14 protein-coding genes are annotated in these 15,803 nt (G+C 69.1%); 9 read left to right on the top strand and 5 right to left on the bottom strand.

What is annotated here, in order from left to right; genetic code table 11:
* A complete protein-coding gene (locus BOX37_RS17085) occupies positions 1-1,428 on the bottom strand; it encodes a condensation domain-containing protein (RefSeq protein WP_071928526.1) in 1,428 nt (475 codons plus the stop codon).
* Positions 1,429-1,758: 330 nt separating this feature from the next.
* Positions 1,759-2,445, bottom strand: coding sequence for a TVP38/TMEM64 family protein (locus tag BOX37_RS17080; RefSeq protein WP_084759758.1), 687 nt, complete (start codon positions 2,443-2,445; stop codon positions 1,759-1,761).
* Positions 2,446-2,590: 145 nt separating this feature from the next.
* On the opposite strand from BOX37_RS17080, the gene BOX37_RS17075 reads away from it, so the two are divergent.
* The 6 genes from BOX37_RS17075 to BOX37_RS17050 all read left to right on the top strand — a co-directional run bounded on the left by BOX37_RS17075 (position 2,591) and on the right by BOX37_RS17050 (position 9,232).
* Entirely contained in the window at positions 2,591-4,462 is a 1,872-nt protein-coding gene (locus BOX37_RS17075; protein WP_071928525.1) for a methylmalonyl-CoA mutase family protein, read from the top strand.
* Positions 4,462-6,726 carry a methylmalonyl-CoA mutase gene (scpA, locus tag BOX37_RS17070; protein ID WP_071928524.1) on the top strand — a complete coding sequence of 755 codons (2,265 nt, stop codon included), beginning with the start codon at positions 4,462-4,464 and terminating at the stop codon, positions 6,724-6,726. Before BOX37_RS17075 ends, scpA begins: the two co-directional genes overlap by 1 nt.
* On the top strand, positions 6,723-7,820 hold the full coding sequence (gene meaB, locus BOX37_RS17065) for a methylmalonyl Co-A mutase-associated GTPase MeaB (RefSeq protein WP_084759756.1): 1,098 nt from the start codon (positions 6,723-6,725) through the stop codon (positions 7,818-7,820). The genes scpA and meaB overlap by 4 nt, the downstream gene beginning before the upstream one ends.
* A 200-nt stretch (positions 7,821-8,020) precedes the next feature.
* The gene (locus tag BOX37_RS17060) at positions 8,021-8,350 is read left to right on the top strand and encodes a hypothetical protein (RefSeq protein WP_071928523.1); all 330 of its coding nucleotides are present in this window, start codon (positions 8,021-8,023) and stop codon (positions 8,348-8,350) included.
* A 46-nt stretch (positions 8,351-8,396) separates the two neighbouring features.
* A complete protein-coding gene (locus BOX37_RS17055; RefSeq protein ID WP_071928522.1) occupies positions 8,397-8,762 on the top strand; it encodes an ArsR/SmtB family transcription factor in 366 nt (121 codons plus the stop codon).
* Positions 8,759-9,232, top strand: coding sequence for an SRPBCC domain-containing protein (locus BOX37_RS17050; protein WP_071928521.1), 474 nt, complete (start codon positions 8,759-8,761; stop codon positions 9,230-9,232). Before BOX37_RS17055 ends, BOX37_RS17050 begins: the two co-directional genes overlap by 4 nt.
* Before the next feature lie 8 nt (positions 9,233-9,240).
* On the opposite strand, the gene BOX37_RS17045 is transcribed toward BOX37_RS17050, so the two are convergent.
* Positions 9,241-10,728 carry a multicopper oxidase family protein gene (locus BOX37_RS17045; RefSeq protein ID WP_071928520.1) on the bottom strand — a complete coding sequence of 496 codons (1,488 nt, stop codon included), beginning with the start codon at positions 10,726-10,728 and terminating at the stop codon, positions 9,241-9,243.
* Positions 10,729-10,887: 159 nt separating this feature from the next.
* On the opposite strand from BOX37_RS17045, the gene BOX37_RS17040 reads away from it, so the two are divergent.
* The 3 genes from BOX37_RS17040 (at position 10,888) to BOX37_RS17030 (ending at position 13,835) form a co-directional block, all read left to right on the top strand.
* The gene (locus BOX37_RS17040) at positions 10,888-12,021 is read left to right on the top strand and encodes a sensor histidine kinase (protein WP_071928519.1); all 1,134 of its coding nucleotides are present in this window, start codon (positions 10,888-10,890) and stop codon (positions 12,019-12,021) included.
* Entirely contained in the window at positions 12,018-12,647 is a 630-nt protein-coding gene (locus BOX37_RS17035) for a response regulator (protein ID WP_071928518.1), read from the top strand. Before BOX37_RS17040 ends, BOX37_RS17035 begins: the two co-directional genes overlap by 4 nt.
* Positions 12,648-12,794: 147 nt before the next feature.
* Positions 12,795-13,835, top strand: coding sequence for an alpha/beta hydrolase (locus BOX37_RS17030; RefSeq protein WP_071928517.1), 1,041 nt, complete (start codon positions 12,795-12,797; stop codon positions 13,833-13,835).
* Here the strand turns inward: BOX37_RS17030 and BOX37_RS17025 are convergent, their stop codons facing one another.
* Both BOX37_RS17025 and BOX37_RS17020 read right to left on the bottom strand, forming a co-directional pair.
* Complete coding sequence (locus BOX37_RS17025; protein WP_071928516.1) at positions 13,836-14,717, bottom strand: amidohydrolase family protein; 882 nt, start codon at positions 14,715-14,717, stop codon at positions 13,836-13,838.
* Positions 14,714-15,757 carry a nucleoside hydrolase gene (locus tag BOX37_RS17020; RefSeq protein WP_071928515.1) on the bottom strand — a complete coding sequence of 348 codons (1,044 nt, stop codon included), beginning with the start codon at positions 15,755-15,757 and terminating at the stop codon, positions 14,714-14,716. Before BOX37_RS17020 ends, BOX37_RS17025 begins: the two co-directional genes overlap by 4 nt.
* Positions 15,758-15,803: the final 46 nt, after the last annotated feature.

Below are 15,803 nucleotides of genomic sequence, written 5' to 3'. Positions count from 1 at the left end.
TCAGCCCGCGCTCAGTGCCGCCGACGCGGTCTCGGTCGAGGCCGCCGCCGCGGCCGGCGCGGCGATCGTGGTCACCGCGTACATCGCTCTGGCGAATTCGGTGAGGAACCGGTCCATCACCGGATCGGGCAGGCCGGCCGGGTAGCGGGTGGAGACATAGAGGCCGTCGGGGCCGCGCACGACCCAGAAGTACACCTCCTCGGTCGAATACGACACCGCGCGCAGCGTGCGGCCGCGCAGATCGGCGACGAGTTCGTAGTCGGGCAGCATCCGGATGTCGAGGAACGAGGCACCGAAAGTCGGGCCCTCCATCGCACCGACCATCGCCAGCGACCGGCCCCAGGAGGCGTCGTTGCACACGTGCGCGCGTTTGAGCGCGGCGCGCGTCGCGTCGAGCGCGGCGGACATGTCGGCGCCCGGTGGCAAGGTGATGTCGACGGGGACAACGTTGACGAACCAGCCCATCGATTCGAGCCAGGTCAGATCGGGGCGGGTGGCGATCGGCATCACGGTCCGGAAGCGGTCGTCGCCGAAGACCTCCCGGGACGCGGTCGCCAGGGCGGCGAACACGGTGACCGAGAGCCGATGCTTGATCCGGTCGAGCACGTCCTCGACCTCCTCGAGTTCCTCGAGGGTCAACAGGGTGCGCGAGAGACTGGGCTGCGCGTGCTCGCCGGCGAGTTCGGCGACCTGACCGGCGGCGAAGCGAGGCATCGGCGAGCCGGGCGCGCCGAGGAACTCGCGCCACACCGCGACGGCGGGGGAGTCGGGGGTGAGTTCTTCGGCGGCGGCGCGCTCGATCGCGGCGTAGTCGGCGGGGCTGCCGAAGGTGGCCGAATCGCGGATCTCGCCACCGGTGGTGACCGCGCAGTAGAGGGTGCGCAACTCGAGGATGAGCACGGCCTGGGAGTAGGCGTCGAGCACCGAGTGGTCGGCGCCGACCAGGACGGTGAAGTCGTCGGTGTCGTGGGCGACGGTGGCCACCAGCAGATGCGGCCAGGTCAGCGGGGACAGTCGCAGTTCCAGTGTCTCGCAGAGGAACTCGTTGATCAGCTCACCATCGACGAGATCGGGGACCACGGCGGCGGTGACGCGCACCGTGCCGGGCGCGGTCGTCACCCGGTGGTAGTCGCCGTCGCGGGTGGGGGCGACGGTGGTGCGGAAGCCCTCGTGGCGGTCGTGCCACAGTTCGAGGGTGCGCGCCCAGGCCCGCTGGTCGAGCGGGGCGTCCATCTCGAAGACGGTGCCGATCCAGCGCCCACGGCCCGGGCGCGGATCGTCGGGATCGAGAAAGCCCAGATACTGCGCGTGGACACTTGCCAGCGGGCGTTCGTCGTCATACCAGGCATCGGGTGAGGACAGCGCGGGGGTCCAGAGCGACAGTTCCCCGTCGCGAATCCGGAATTCGGACAGATGGGTGTATTCCATGCCGGGTCACCTCATAGGGGGTGCAAGCCGATATCGGCGCGAATGGAGTGCGGTGATCGCGGGATGCGACACCGGGTGTTGCTCTGGATCCCCGCACCGGATGTAGCTGGCGAACCCTGGGCTATTTGCGAGTCTATAACTCTGAGAGTTTTCTGAAACACATCTTAGTCACAACTAAGAGATGTGAAGTAAATCACTTTCAAATTGCGTCGGATTGCCAGCGTAATCCGCGCTCCTGAAGTAGGGAGCCCACTCCGTGTTGTCGGAGGTCCGGACCCGGCCCGCGGGCCGCACCAGCGTGATGTGCGATGGTGCGGGCGCGCCGAGTGGTCAGCCAGCGGTCGGCACGGGTTCGACCGGCTCGGTTTCGGGCGCAGCGGGCAGCGGCAGCCTGGCATCGAGGACCAGTCCGATCAGTCCGAGCGACAGGCAGATCGCCGACATCGCGATCGCCACCGGGTGGGTGTCCCCGGCCAGCGATCCGGCCAGCACCGCGGTCGAGATCGTGCCCGGCGCCGAACCGGCGAGGGTGGCGACGAGATAGGGCGTCAGCCGGACCGAGGACAGGCCGCAGCAGTAGTTGACGATCGAGAACGGGGCGACCGGGATCATTCGCAACGCTGCCACCGAGAGCCAGCCGCGCCGGGCGAGTCGCTCGTCGATTGCTCGCACCGCCGGATGGGTCAGATGCTCGGCCACCCGATCGCGGCCGAGCGCGCGGACCCCGAGCAGGGCCACCGCCGCGCTCACCGCACTGGCCCCGAGCGCGATCGTCGAACCGAGCACCGGACCGAACAGCACCCCGCTGGTCACCGTCAGCACGGTGCGCGGCACCGGCGCCACCGCGACCACCGCATAGAAGAGGAAGAACAGCACCGGCAGCAGCGGACCCGCGCCGCCCGCCCAATCCCGGATCTGCTGCGGGCCAGGCAGCGGCACCTGCGTCGCCAGCACGAACAGTGCGGCGAACCCGGCCAGGGCCAGGAGCAGGCGCGGGGAGCGGATCAGTCGAGACACCGGCTCAGCGTACCGACCGGTAGGGGATGGCCCGAGTGGATGGACACGGTGTCACAGTTAGCATCAAGGAGGAATCCGGGCATATCCCGGTTCACCGGAGTGTCGGACCAGCGCTACAGCGCCGGTGGAAGAGAGAACAGCAGCTATGCCGATTGGTTCAGAGTCCGGGGCGGGCATCGCGCCGGAACCGGTACCCGAATACGCCGCATGGCGTCAGGGCGTGGCGGGCGTGTTGGCCAAAGCGCGGCGGGTCGAGGCCGCCGAACTCCCCGCGGAACCCGAGCACCTGCTCGACGAGACCACCTACGACGGGCTGACCATCGCCCCGCTCTACACCCGCCGCGACGAGCTGCCCGAGCAGCCGCTGCCCGGCGCCTTCCCCTACGTCCGCGGCGGCGACGCCACGCGTGACCCGCAGCGCGGCTGGTTCGTCAGCGCCTTCGCCGGGGAGGACGACGCCGAGGCGACCAACCGGGCGATCCTGACCGGCCTGGAAAACGGCGTGAGCGCCATCGCGCTCGGTGTCGGGCCCTACGGCGTGGCCGTCGACGACATCCCCGTCGCGTTGCGCGGGCTGCTGTACGAGCTGGCCCCGCTGACGCTGGTCGCCGGTGCGGCGACCAGCTCGGCCGCCCAGAAGGTGTTCGAGGTCCTCGACGGCTACTCGATCGACGATCGCGCGCAGATTCGGGTCGGCCTCGCCGCCGCCCCGCTGACCAGTGCCTTCACCGGCGCCGAAGACGTCGACCAGGCCGAGGCCGTCGCGCTGGCCGTCCGCGCGATCGCCCGGCCCGAGTCGGTGCGCGCGATTACCGTGGACGGCATCGCCTTCCACAATGCCGGCGCCGCCGACGCCCAGGAAGTGGGCGCGGCCATCGCCGCCGGGCTGGCGTATCTGCGCCTGCTGACCGGTGCCGGGGTCGACATCGCCGACGCGTTCGGTCAGCTCGAGTTCCGCTTCGCGGCCACCGACGACCAGTTCGCCACCATCGTGAAATTCCGTGCGGCCCGGCGCCTGTGGGCTCGGGTCGCGCAGGTGTGCGGCGCCCCCGCCTTCGGTGCCGCACCGCAGCACGCGGTCACCTCGGCCGCCATGATGACCCAGCGCGATCCGTGGGTGAACCTGCTGCGCACCACCCTGGCCGCCTTCGGCGCCGGTGTCGGCGGCGCCGATTCGGTCACGGTCCTGCCCTTCGACGCGGCACTGCCCCCGGGCGAACTGGGTGTGTCGACCACGTTCTCACAGCGCATGGCCCGCAACACCCAGTTGCTGCTGCTCGAGGAATCCCACCTCGGCCACGTGCAGGACCCGGCCGCCGGCTCCTGGTACGTCGACGCGCTGACCGACGAACTCGCCGCCAAAGCGTGGGCATTCATGCAGGAACTCGAGGCCGAGGGCGGCTACCTCGCCGCGCTCGACTCCGGTGTGCTGGCGGCGCGGATCGCCGAGACCGCCGCCACCCGCGCCGCCGATGTCGCGCATCGCCGCGCCGCGGTGACCGGTGTCAACGAGTTCCCCAACCTCGCCGAGGCGCCGCTGTCGGAGCAGGCCCGCGAGCGGGGGCCGAACGTGCGCTACGGTGCCGCGTTCGAGACGCTGCGCAACCGGTCCGACGCCTACCTCGCCGCCCACGGGGCCCGCCCGAAGGCGCTGATCGTGCCGCTGGGCCCGGTCGCCGAGCACAACGCGCGGACCATCTTCACCGCGAACGTGCTGGCCTCCGGCGGGATCGAGTCGGTCAACCCCGGCCCGCTGGCGATCGACGCAATCGCCGCCGCCGCCAGGGAAGCCGGTGCGCGCATCGCGGTCCTGTGCGGCGCGGACAAGCGCTACACCGAGCAGGCGGGCGAGGCGGTGGACGCCCTGCGCGCCGCCGGCGTCGAGACCGTGCTGCTGGCCGGGCCGGAGAAATCGGTCGCGCAGTACAGCGGAACACAGCGTCCCGACGGGTACCTCGCCCTGCGCATCGACGCGGTCGCGGTTCTGTCGCAGCTGCTGGAGAAGGTGGGAGCCTGATGACCACGTCCGATATCGAGCACGTCGTCGGTAGCTTCGCCGAGGTACCGCTCACCGAGCACACGCCCGACGCGGCCGCCGTCGACACCGAGCAGGTGCGCGAGTTCGTGGCGAACGCGGCCACGGCGAACCACACCACCCCCGAGCAGCTCGTCTGGTCCACGCCCGAGGGTATCGACGTGCCGCCGGTGTTCACCAAGGCCGACCGGGACGCTGTTGTCGCGCAGGGGTATCCGCTGGACACGGTGCCCGGCGTCGCGCCGTTCCTGCGTGGTCCGTACCCGACCATGTACGTGAACCAGCCGTGGACGATCCGCCAGTACGCGGGCTTCTCCACCGCCGCGGACTCCAACGCCTTCTACCGCCGCAACCTGCAGGCGGGCCAGAAGGGTCTCTCGGTCGCCTTCGACCTCGCCACCCACCGGGGCTACGACTCCGACCACCCCCGCGTCCAGGGCGACGTGGGAATGGCGGGCGTCGCGATCGACTCGATCCTGGACATGCGCCAGCTCTTCGATCAGATTCCCCTGGACCAGGTGTCGGTGTCGATGACCATGAACGGCGCGGTGCTGCCGATCCTGGCGCTCTACGTTGTCGCCGCCGAAGAACAGGGTGTGGGCCCCGAACTGCTGGCCGGAACCATTCAGAACGACATTCTGAAAGAGTTCATGGTTCGCAACACCTACATCTATCCGCCCAAGCCCTCCATGCGGATCATCTCCGACATCTTCGCCTTCACCAGCGCCGAGATGCCGAAATTCAACTCGATCTCCATTTCGGGCTATCACATCCAAGAGGCCGGTGCGACAGCCGATCTGGAGCTGGCCTACACCCTCGCCGACGGCGTGGAATACATCCGCGCCGGCATCGCCGCGGGCATGGATGTCGACAAGTTCGCGCCGCGGCTGTCGTTCTTCTGGGCGATCGGAATGAACTTCTTCATGGAGGTCGCCAAGCTGCGCGCCGGGCGCCTGCTGTGGAGCGAGCTGGTGTCGAAGTTCGAGCCCAAGAGCGCGAAATCGCTGTCACTGCGCACCCATTCGCAGACCTCGGGCTGGTCGCTCACCGCACAGGACGCCTACAACAATGTGGCGCGCACCTGCATCGAGGCGATGGCCGCGACCCAGGGTCACACCCAGTCGCTGCACACCAACGCCCTCGACGAGGCCCTCGCGCTGCCCACGGACTTCTCCGCGCGCATCGCCCGCAACACCCAGCTGCTGATCCAGCAGGAGTCCAACACCACGCGCCCGATCGACCCGTGGGGTGGCTCCTACTACGTCGAATGGCTCACCCACCAGCTCGCCGAACGCGCCCGCGCGCACATCGCCGAGGTGGAGGCGCACGGCGGGATGGCTCAGGCCATTGCGGAGGGCATTCCGAAGCTGCGCATCGAAGAGGCGGCCGCGCGCACCCAGGCGCGTATCGACACCGGACAGCAGCCGGTGATCGGTGTCAACAAGTACCAGGTCGAAGAGGACCAGCAGGTCGAGGTTCTCAAGGTCGAGAACTCGCGGGTGCGTGCCGAACAGATCGAGAAGCTGGAACGCCTTCGCGCCGAACGGGACTCGGCTGCGGTCGAACAGGCGCTGGCCAACCTGAGCCGCGCCGCCGCGTCCTCGGAGGGCGGCATGGAGAACAACCTCCTGGCTCTGGCCATCGAGGCCGCGCGCGCCAGTGCCACCGTCGGTGAGATCTCCGACGCGCTGGAGAAGGTCTACGGCCGCCATCAGGCCGAAATCCGTACCCTGTCCGGTGTGTACCGCGACGAAGCAGGCAAGGCCTCCAATATCGGCGCCGCCATCGAACTGGTGGAGGAATTCGCCGAGGCCGAGGGTCGCCGCCCGCGCATCCTGGTCGCCAAGATGGGTCAGGACGGTCACGACCGCGGCCAGAAGGTGATCGCGACCGCCTTCGCCGATCTCGGCATGGACGTCGACGTGGGTCCGCTGTTCCAGACGCCCGAAGAGGTGGCGCGTCAGGCCGCCGACAACGACGTGCACATCGTCGGCGTCTCCTCGCTGGCCGCCGGTCACCTCACCCTGGTGCCCGCCCTGCGGCAGGCACTGGCCGAGGTCGGGCGGCCCGACATCATGGTCATCGTCGGCGGTGTCATCCCGCCCGGTGACTTCGACGAGCTCTACGAGGCAGGCGCCGCGGCGATCTTCCCGCCCGGCACCGTCATCGCCGACGCGGCGATCGATCTGCTGCAGAAGCTGGGCGCCTCCCTCGGGCACGAGATCGGCGGCGGCGCAACCGAATGAGCGACGCCGCACACGGGGCCGAGGGTGGGACGGCCCACCCTCGGCTCGGCACGACCGTAGGTGTCGGCGCACCGCGCAACGCGGGCCGCACCGCGCCGGGTGCGCGGCAGGCCATCGACATCGACGCGCTCGCCACGCAGATCCAGGCCGGTCAGCGGTCGGCGCTGGCGCGGGCGATCACCCTGGTCGAATCCACCCGCTCCGACCATCGGGAACTGGCCCAGCGGCTGCTGCTTCGGCTCGGTACCGAACCCGGTGCGGTCGTGTCGAACCGGGTCGGCATCACCGGTGTCCCCGGGGTCGGCAAGTCGACCTTCATCGACGCGCTCGGCATGAAACTGCTCGCCGAGGGGCATCGGGTGGCGGTGCTCGCGGTCGACCCGTCCTCGACCCGCACCGGCGGCTCGATCCTGGGCGACAAGACCCGCATGGCGCGCCTGGCCCTGGAACCCGACGCGTTCATCCGCCCCTCACCGACCGCGGGCACGCTCGGCGGCGTCGCCAAAGCCACCCGCGAGACCATCGTGCTGCTCGAGGCGGCCGGATACGACGTGATCCTGGTCGAGACCGTCGGCGTCGGCCAGTCCGAGGTGACCGTCGCCAACATGGTCGACGTGTTCTGCTTCCTCACCCTGGCCCGCACCGGAGATCAGTTGCAGGGCATCAAGAAGGGCGTGCTCGAGCTCGCCGAGCTGGTCGCGGTCAACAAGGCCGACGGCAAGCACGAACTGGAAGCCAAGGGCGCGGCCCGCGAACTCCAGGGCGCCCTGCGCCTGATCCACCCGCACGACGCGCTCTGGCGACCCCCGGTTCTCACCATGAGTGGTCTGGAAGGCATCGGCCTCGACAAGTTCTGGGACACCGTCCTCGAACATCGCCGAGTCCTCACCGAGGCGGGCGAATTCGCCGAGAAGCGCCGCCGCCAACAGGTCGACTGGACCTGGACCATGGTCCACGACCAGATCCTGCGCCGCCTGGCCGACAATCCGACGGTGAAATCCGTTCGAGCGCAGGTGGAATCCGCCGTTCGCGCCGGCACCCTCACTCCCGCCCTGGCCGCCGAGCAAATCCTCACGGCGTTCGACGGGGAATAGGCGCGCATCGCGTCACCGCGGATTCGCTGCCATCGTGGTGGTGGTGGTTGCTCGCTTGCTGGTGAGTGCTGTTTGCCCAGCTGAGAGCTAGTATCGCTGGCATGATAGCCGGGCGGGATGGGATTTGCCAGCTGTTGTCTGGGCGGATTTTCGTGGACCGTGGAGGGTGGAAGCGAAAGTCTGGGCCCCGGGAGGCACTGATGGCGATCTTCCGTACGGGTCGAACGATCGGCAGCGATCGCACTCCCGAGCGTGCCGTTCTCGGCGACGACGGCCGCTGGCGCCTCACCTGGCTTCCCGAGCTGCCCCTCACTCGCGACCAGGCCGTCGCGGGTCTGCGACTGGACGAGATCCTCAGTGACCCCACCCTCGTCGACAGCCGGGTGGCGATCGCCGAAGCCGCCACCTGTGCCGACCGTATCGGCATCATCGTCGAACAAGCGGTGATCCGCCTCTGGAAGCGCACCCTCACCTCCCTGGCCCTGTGTGCCGTCGCCATGACGCGCATGGGCCTGAAGCGGGCGGGCTGACGGATGGGGGTTGCGCGAGCGCCGCGTTCCGTGAATATTTAGGTATGTGCCTAAGTATTCACGTGCCGAGCCGGGCGGAGGACTCGACAGTGTCTTCCGGGCCCTGGCCGACCCGACTCGGCGAGCGATCGTCGAGCGGCTCGCGCGGGGGCCCGCGTCGGTGTCGGACCTGGCCGCGCCGTTCGACGCGGCCCTGCCGACGATCGTGCAGCACCTGAAGGCGCTGGAAGCGGGGCAGGTCGTCAGTTCGGCGAAGATCGGCCGCGTGCGCACCTACCAACTGGTGCCGGGCGCCTTCGGAGCCGCGATCGAATGGCTGGGGCGCCAACGTCCACCGGCCGAGCGGCAGCTGGACCGGCTCGCGGCACTACTCGAGAAGTCAGCGAAAACCACACAGGGAGAAGAACAATGAACAACACGGTCACCCGCTCCATCAGTCACGCTCAGTTCACCATCGAACGCGAGGTGCCCGTGGCGCCCCCGGTCGCCTTCGGCGCGTTCGCCGACCCCGCTGTCAAGAGCGAGTGGTTCGGCGGTGAAGAAGGCTGGGAGCTGGGCGAGGTGTCGGTCGACTTCCGCGTCGGTGGCTTGGAGGTCAACGAGGGCACCTTCGAACAGAAGCTGACCTCCCGTTTCGTCGCCACCTACACCGACATCATCGAGAACGAACGCATCGTCTACACCTACGACATGTGGGTCAACGGCACGCACATCTCCACCTCGGTCGCCACCTGGGAATTCGAACCCGTCGCCGCGGGCACCAAACTCACCCTTGTCGAATTCGGTGCCCACCTCGACGGGTTCGACACCGGCGCCGAGCGAGAGGAAGGCACGCGCGTGCTCGTCGACGCGCTGGCCGCCTACCTCGAATCGCAGGCCTGACCGGCTGGTCAGCCATGGTCCATGCCGCTCATGTCCATCGCCATCGGGGCAGGCTGCTGGCCCGGGGCGAGGACGAGGAATTGGCCCATCATGCCCTTGTCCTCGTGGTGCAGGAGGTGGCAGTGGTACATGTACGGGTAGGTGGGGTCGGCGTGGTCGGCGAAGTGCATGGCGAGGGTGTAGGTGGTGTCGGGGGCGGTGTAGACGGTGTCCTTCCAGCCGGACAAGGCCGGGGGCGGGGGATCGCCGTCGATGGCGAGGATCTGGAATTGCACGTCGTGGACGTGGAAGTTGTGTGGCCAGTTGTCCTTGTTGCGGACCGACCAGACCTCGGTGGTGTCGACGGGGATGGTCATGTCGATGCGATTCATGTCCATGCGGCGGTTGTTGATCATGAACCACTGCAGGTCGAAGGTGCGGGTCGGCGCGGCGGTGGCCGCGGCGAGGGGAGTCATCGGGACCAGGGCCGTGGGGAGGTCGGCGGCGGGTCGCAGAGCGTCGGCGGCGCGCAGGGTCAGGATGTCGAAGGTGTCGTCGAAGCCGAACTCGGCGGCGCGATCGACGCCGGTGCGGTCGGTGATCGGCAGCGACCGTAACGTGACGTTCTCGCCGGGGCGCAGGGTGACCAGCAGCTCGGCCCGTTCCCCCGGACTGAGCTGGATCTGTTCCAGCGCAACCGATTCGGAAAGCAACCCGCCGTCGGTCGCGACCAGCTGAAACGGTCTCCCGTCGGCGAAGGCGAGGTTGTAGAGACGCCCGGACGACCCATTGAGGATGCGCAAACGGACACGTTCGGTGGTGACGGTGAGGTGGGCGTCGGTGATCCCGTTGGTGACGATGGTGTCGCCGAGCAGCCCGACATCGGTGGTGTCGGATTCGTCGATCCGGCCATCGGCGGTGAAGCGGCGGTCCTGGATCACCAGTGGAATGTCGTCGACCCCATACTCTCTCGGCAGACCGAACTCCGCGGCGCTGTCGTCGTCGATCAGGAAGAAGCCGGAAAGGCCGCGCTGCACATGCTTCTCGGTCGCGCCGTGCGGATGCGGGTGGTACCACAGTGTCGCGGCGTGTTGCTGGACGGTCCAGCCCGGCGCCCAGACCGCACCGGGGGCGATCATCTGATGGGGGCCACCGTCGAACTCCGCGGGCACGTGCATGCCGTGCCAGTGCACCGAGGTCGCCTCGGGCAGGTCATTGGTGATGGTGAACGCGACCTGCTCACCGCGGCGGGCCCGCACGGTCGGGCCGAGCACCGACCCGCTGTACCCCCAGGTCGGCGTCTGTATCCCGCGAACCATTTCGGTGCTGCCCGGCTGGGCCCGCAGGGCGAACCGGCGGACCCCGTCGGCGCCGACAGTGGACGGGGCCAGCGGCGGGATCGGCAGCGGACGGGTCCCGGTCGTCGACGCCGGCGCCGAGGGCTGGATCGAACATCCGGCGGCGTACGCCACCGGAACGAGGGCGAGACCGGTGAGAAATCCTCGTCGCGAGACCAACGTGCGCTCCTTGTCTGTGCGTGGACCTCCAGTTTCGAGCGGTCGCGGTCGCGGCGACTCCGCCGAACAGCCGGACCCGACCAGCCCGTTTCCGACCGCGCGGTGGTTGCGGACGCGCCGATCGCGTGCTACTGCTCATCCGTCCCCTAGCGTGGGTACGTGATCGACATCCGTGCTCCTCGGCAGCTGCTTCGCTGGCTGCCACTGGTCCTGATCCCGGTGCTGCTGCTGGCCAGCACGTATCCGGGCCAGTACCGGGTGCCCGCGCACTATTGGCTGCTGGCGATGGCCGCGGGCGTGGTGTTCCTCGCGGGCGCGCGTCGGCCACTCACGGTGTCGATCGTGCTGTCGGCCCTGGCCGTCCCGATGCTGCGCACCCCGGCGTGGGGTGTGTCGGGCCTGGTGCCCTACCTGGGCGCGGTGGCGCTCGTCGACGTGATCGCGCGTTCGCACCGGCAGGCGCCGGTCTGGGTGGCGACGGGCGCGTGGGCCGCCGCGGTCGTCTTCGGTCACCTCGGCCTGCACGACACCTCGATCGGGCGTGCCTCCACCGTGGTCGAGGCCGCGGCCTACGTGGGCCTGCCGCTGCTGCTCGGGCTGTACCTGCGCGGACAGCGCGACCTGGCCGAGAACCTGCGGATGCGCGCGGCCGACGCCGAAGCCCGCACCCGCATCGACGAGCGTGCCGCCCTCGCCAGGGAGCTGCACGATGTGGTCGCCCACCACATGGCCTCGATCATCCTGCGGATCTCGGTGGCCGGACATGTGGTGCGCACGGCTGATCCGCGGGTCGTCGCCGTCCTCGACGACGTACGCGGTACCGCCGCCGACGCCCTCACCAACATCCGCCGGCTCCTCGCCGCCCTGCGCGACCCCGACCTCGGCACCGTGGCGCTGGTCGACCCCGAGTCCGTCGCCACCGAGATCGCCGCGGCCGTCGACCGGGTGCGCGCGGCCGGGTTCACCGTCGAGGCCGAGCTCGAACCCGACCTGGACGGACTCGACGCCATCACCCGGCTCACCCTGCTGCGCCTCGTGCAGGAGTCGCTGACCAATGTCATGAAGCACGCGGATCGGGCTGTGCCGGTGCGGTTCCGGATCGGCCGAGGCGACGGCGGCATCGGCGTCGAGGTCGTCAGCGGTGGTGCGGCCACGGCCGCCCTGCCCGGGCACGGCATCGTCGGAATGCGGGAACGCGCCGCACTCGCCGGGGGAACGCTCGCTGTCGGCGCCGAGGAGGCGAACTGGGTGGTGCGGGCCTGGCTGCCCGAGCGAACAGGGGAGCTGAGGTGATCCGGGTTCTGCTGGTGGACGATCAGCGGCTGATCCGCGCCGGTCTGCGGATGCTCATCGAGGACACCGACGATCTCGTCGTCGTCGGGGAAGCGGCCGACGGTGTCGAAGCGGTTCGCCGCTACGCCGAACTCGTGCCCGACCTCGTCGTCATGGACCTGCGTATGCCCGGCCTGGACGGGGTCGCCGCGACACGGCAGATCCTCACTTCCTCGCCGCGAGCGAAAGTGCTGGTACTCACCACCTTCGACGACGACGAGCACCTGTTCCCCGCCCTCGCCGCCGGCGCCGCGGGCTATTTCGTCAAGGACACCGACCCCGCCGTCCTGCTCGACGCGATTCGACGCACCGCCGAGGGGGACCTGCTGTTCTCGCCGACCCTGCTGCGCCGACTGATCGACCGTGCGCTTCAGACCCGAATTGAATCTCCCTCGGCACCAGCGGATTTGACAGCCCGCGAACTCGAGGTGCTGCGCCTGGTCGGCGAGGGACACGGCAACCAGGCGATTGCCGACCGCCTGCACCTCGGTGTGAGCACTGTCAAGACCCACATCGCCAACCTCCTCGACAAGACCGGCACCGACAACCGCGTCCGGCTGGCCGTCTACGCCTCCAAACTGACCTGACGCCGCACACGGTCGAGTTGTCGCCGAGGCGAATCGGACCGTTGTGTTCGGTGACAAATCGGTAAGAGCCGGTAACGGTGATGTGATCTCACTCGATATTGTGACCGACCGCACTGAGCGGTCGGTTTCGGTGTGGAGGTGTGATCGATGAGGTGCCGCGGCGCAGTCTCGGCGTTGGCGGCGGTTCTCGTCGCCGTGGGCTCGACGGTGATGGGTACCGGTGCGGCGGGGGCGAAGGAGCCCGGCGTCGCGGCGGCCAACCGGGCGGTCGCGATCGACGGATCACGGGCCGAGGTGATCGCGGTGCAGGGACGGCAGGTGACGGTGCGGATCCATTCGGCCGCCATGGGCCGCGATGTCGAGGTGAAGGTGCAGCGGCCCGCGGATACCTCGGTGCCGCGTCCGGCGCTGTATCTGGTCAATGGCGCAGGCGGCGGCGAGGACACCGCCACGTGGGAGGAGAACACCGATGTGGTGGACTTCCTGGCCGACAAGCCGGTCAACGTGGTGATGCCGGTCGGTGGCGCGTGGAGTTACTACACCGACTGGCGTGCGCCCGATCCGATGCTCGGCGTGAACAAGTGGCGCACCTTCTTCCTCGATGAGCTGCCCGCGCTCGTCGATGCCCTGTTCGCCACGACCGGGCGCAATGCGATCGCCGCGAACTCGATGACCGTCACCTCCATCCTGCAACTCGCGATCGCCAAGCCGGGGCTGTACCGCTCGGTCGCCGCCTACAGCGGCTGCGCGCAGATCAGCGATCCGATCGGACGGCAGTTCGTGAACCTCGTCGTCGGCACGGGCGGCGGTGACGCGTCCAACATGTACGGCCCGCCCGGCGACCCGGCGTGGGTCGCCAACGATCCGGTGGTCAATGCCGAAGGGCTGCGCGGGACCCGGCTCTACATCTCCACCGGCAACGGGCTGCCCGGCGAGCACGACCGGCTCGGTGATCCACACCTGGTCACCTGGGGGCCGGTCGGCCTGGCCAATCAGGTCGTCGTCGGCGGGGTGATCGAGGCCGCGACCAACTGGTGCACCAAGAACCTGCAGGATCGGCTCATCGAACTCGACATCCCGGCCACCTTCGACCTGTCCACCCAGGGCACCCACTCATGGGGCTACTGGCAGAAGGCATTCAAGAACTCCTGGCCGCTGCTGGCCGAGGGGTTGGCGATTCCCGCCTGATCAGTCGAGGTCGAACAGCTCGACGGCGTTGTCGTGACAGACCTTGCGCAGCCAGTCCGGGCCGAGTTCGAGACGTTCGAGCGCGGCGACGGACTCGGCGTACGGGTACGGGATATTGGGGAAGTCGCTGCCGAACAAGATGCGATCGGCGAAGCGGCGCAGACGATCTCGTTCACCGGTCGGGAAGGGGGAGTCGCCCTCGCTGAAATCGGTCCACACCATGGTGGTGTCCAGATACATCTGCGGGTATTGCTCGGCCAGATCGAGGAACTCGGTGTACTCCGGGGTGCCCATATGGGCGACGATCAACCGCAGTGTCGGAAAGCGCCGCAGCAGTTCGGCGATCGGGATGGGACCGGTGAATTCACCGGGTGCCGGGCCGGATCCGCAGTGGATGACGACCGGCGTGCCTGCCTCGGCCAGGATCGACCACACCGGGTCCAGCAGCGGGTCCAGCGGTGAGAACGCGCCGACCTGGATGTGCACCTTGAAGACCCGCGCGCCACGGTCGAGTGCCGTGCGGACGTAGTCGGGCGCTTCGGGCTCCGGATAGAACGTGGCGGTGTGCAGACAGTCGGGGGTGCGGGCGGCGAAATCGGCAGTCCAGTCGTTGAGCCAGGCACCCATCTGCGGCTTGTGCGGATAGACCAGCGAGGTGAACGCCCGGACACCGAAGTCGCGCAACGTCTTCAGCCGCACCTGCTCGTCATCGCGGTAGGTGATCGGCCAGGCGCGCCCGGTCAGCGGGCCGGCGGCGTCGAAATACGCCCACACCTTGCGCATCACCTGATCGGGCATGAAATGGGTGTGCACGTCGACGATCGCGGGCAGCTCGAGGCGGCGCCGGAAATCGGCGAGGTAGACGGCGGTATCGACGGTCATGACGGCGGCTCCGGGTACAGGCGCCGGGCCAGCGCCCCGACGCGGGTGACGAGACGTTCGAAGAACACGGCGGGATCGGTGCCGATCACGATGTCGGCGTTGGGTTCCCGGCCCCACATGCCCGCCCAGTCGGCGACCGTGGTCGCCCGGGTGATGGTGCCGGCCAGTTCGACGTCCACCGTGGCCGGGCGGGTGGTGGCCAGCGCCGGATCGAGGGCGACCGCGGCGGCGAACGGATCGTGCATGTGCGCCAGATAGCCCAGGTCGTAGAGGTGGTGGAAGTCGAAATAGAATCGCACCGCGTCGGTGAGGTAGCGGATGACCGGATTGCTCGCCGCCGAACGCCATTCGGGCTGGTCGCCCGCGTCGACGCGCTCGATCGGCAGGCTGTGCGCCGCCTCGGCCAGCGCGATCAGGTGCTCGGGGCGCATCTCGATGGTCTCGGTGATGTCGAGCGCGCACACCAGGGGTCTGCGATCCGGCGGCGCCGCCGAGAACGCGTCGAACACCTCCTTGGCCGCCTCCGGGTCGACGTGGATGTTCCACTCGTTGGTGGGCGTGGTGTTGCCGGGATGGTTGAACGCCCCGCCCATGATCACCAGCCGCCGCAGCAGGCGTGGCAGCTCCGGCTCGATCCGCAGTGCCAGCGCGAGATTGGTGAGCGGGCCGGTGCACAGGCCGATCACCTCGCCCGGCTGCGCCCGCGCCAGCTCGACCCACATCGAGGCGGCCGAGCGGTCCGAGAGCGGATGCGTCGGGACCGGCAGTTCCGCGTAGCCGAGGCCCTGCGGGCCGTGGGTGTCCTCGGTGGTGCGCAATGGGACGGCGAGGGGTTCGTCCGCACCGGCTGCCACCTCGATCCCACCCGCCCCCGTCAGCTCGAGCAGCGCCGCGGTGTTGATCGCGACCTGGGCGGTCGGCACATTGCCGGCAGTCGCCGCGATCCCGATGATCTCGGCCTCCGGGGACGCCAGCAGATACAGCAGCGCCAGCGAGTCATCGATCCCGGTGTCGACGTCGAGGATGATCTTCTGCGGCACAGCTCGACCCTAGCCGGGCGCCAGACCAGGTCGGCGGCAGGTCTGC

It is taken from the genome of Nocardia mangyaensis (genome assembly GCF_001886715.1).
Taxonomy (GTDB): domain Bacteria; phylum Actinomycetota; class Actinomycetes; order Mycobacteriales; family Mycobacteriaceae; genus Nocardia; species Nocardia mangyaensis.
The sequence above is the reverse complement of the archived record's forward strand: the minus strand, read 5'-3'. Positions and strand labels throughout refer to the sequence as shown.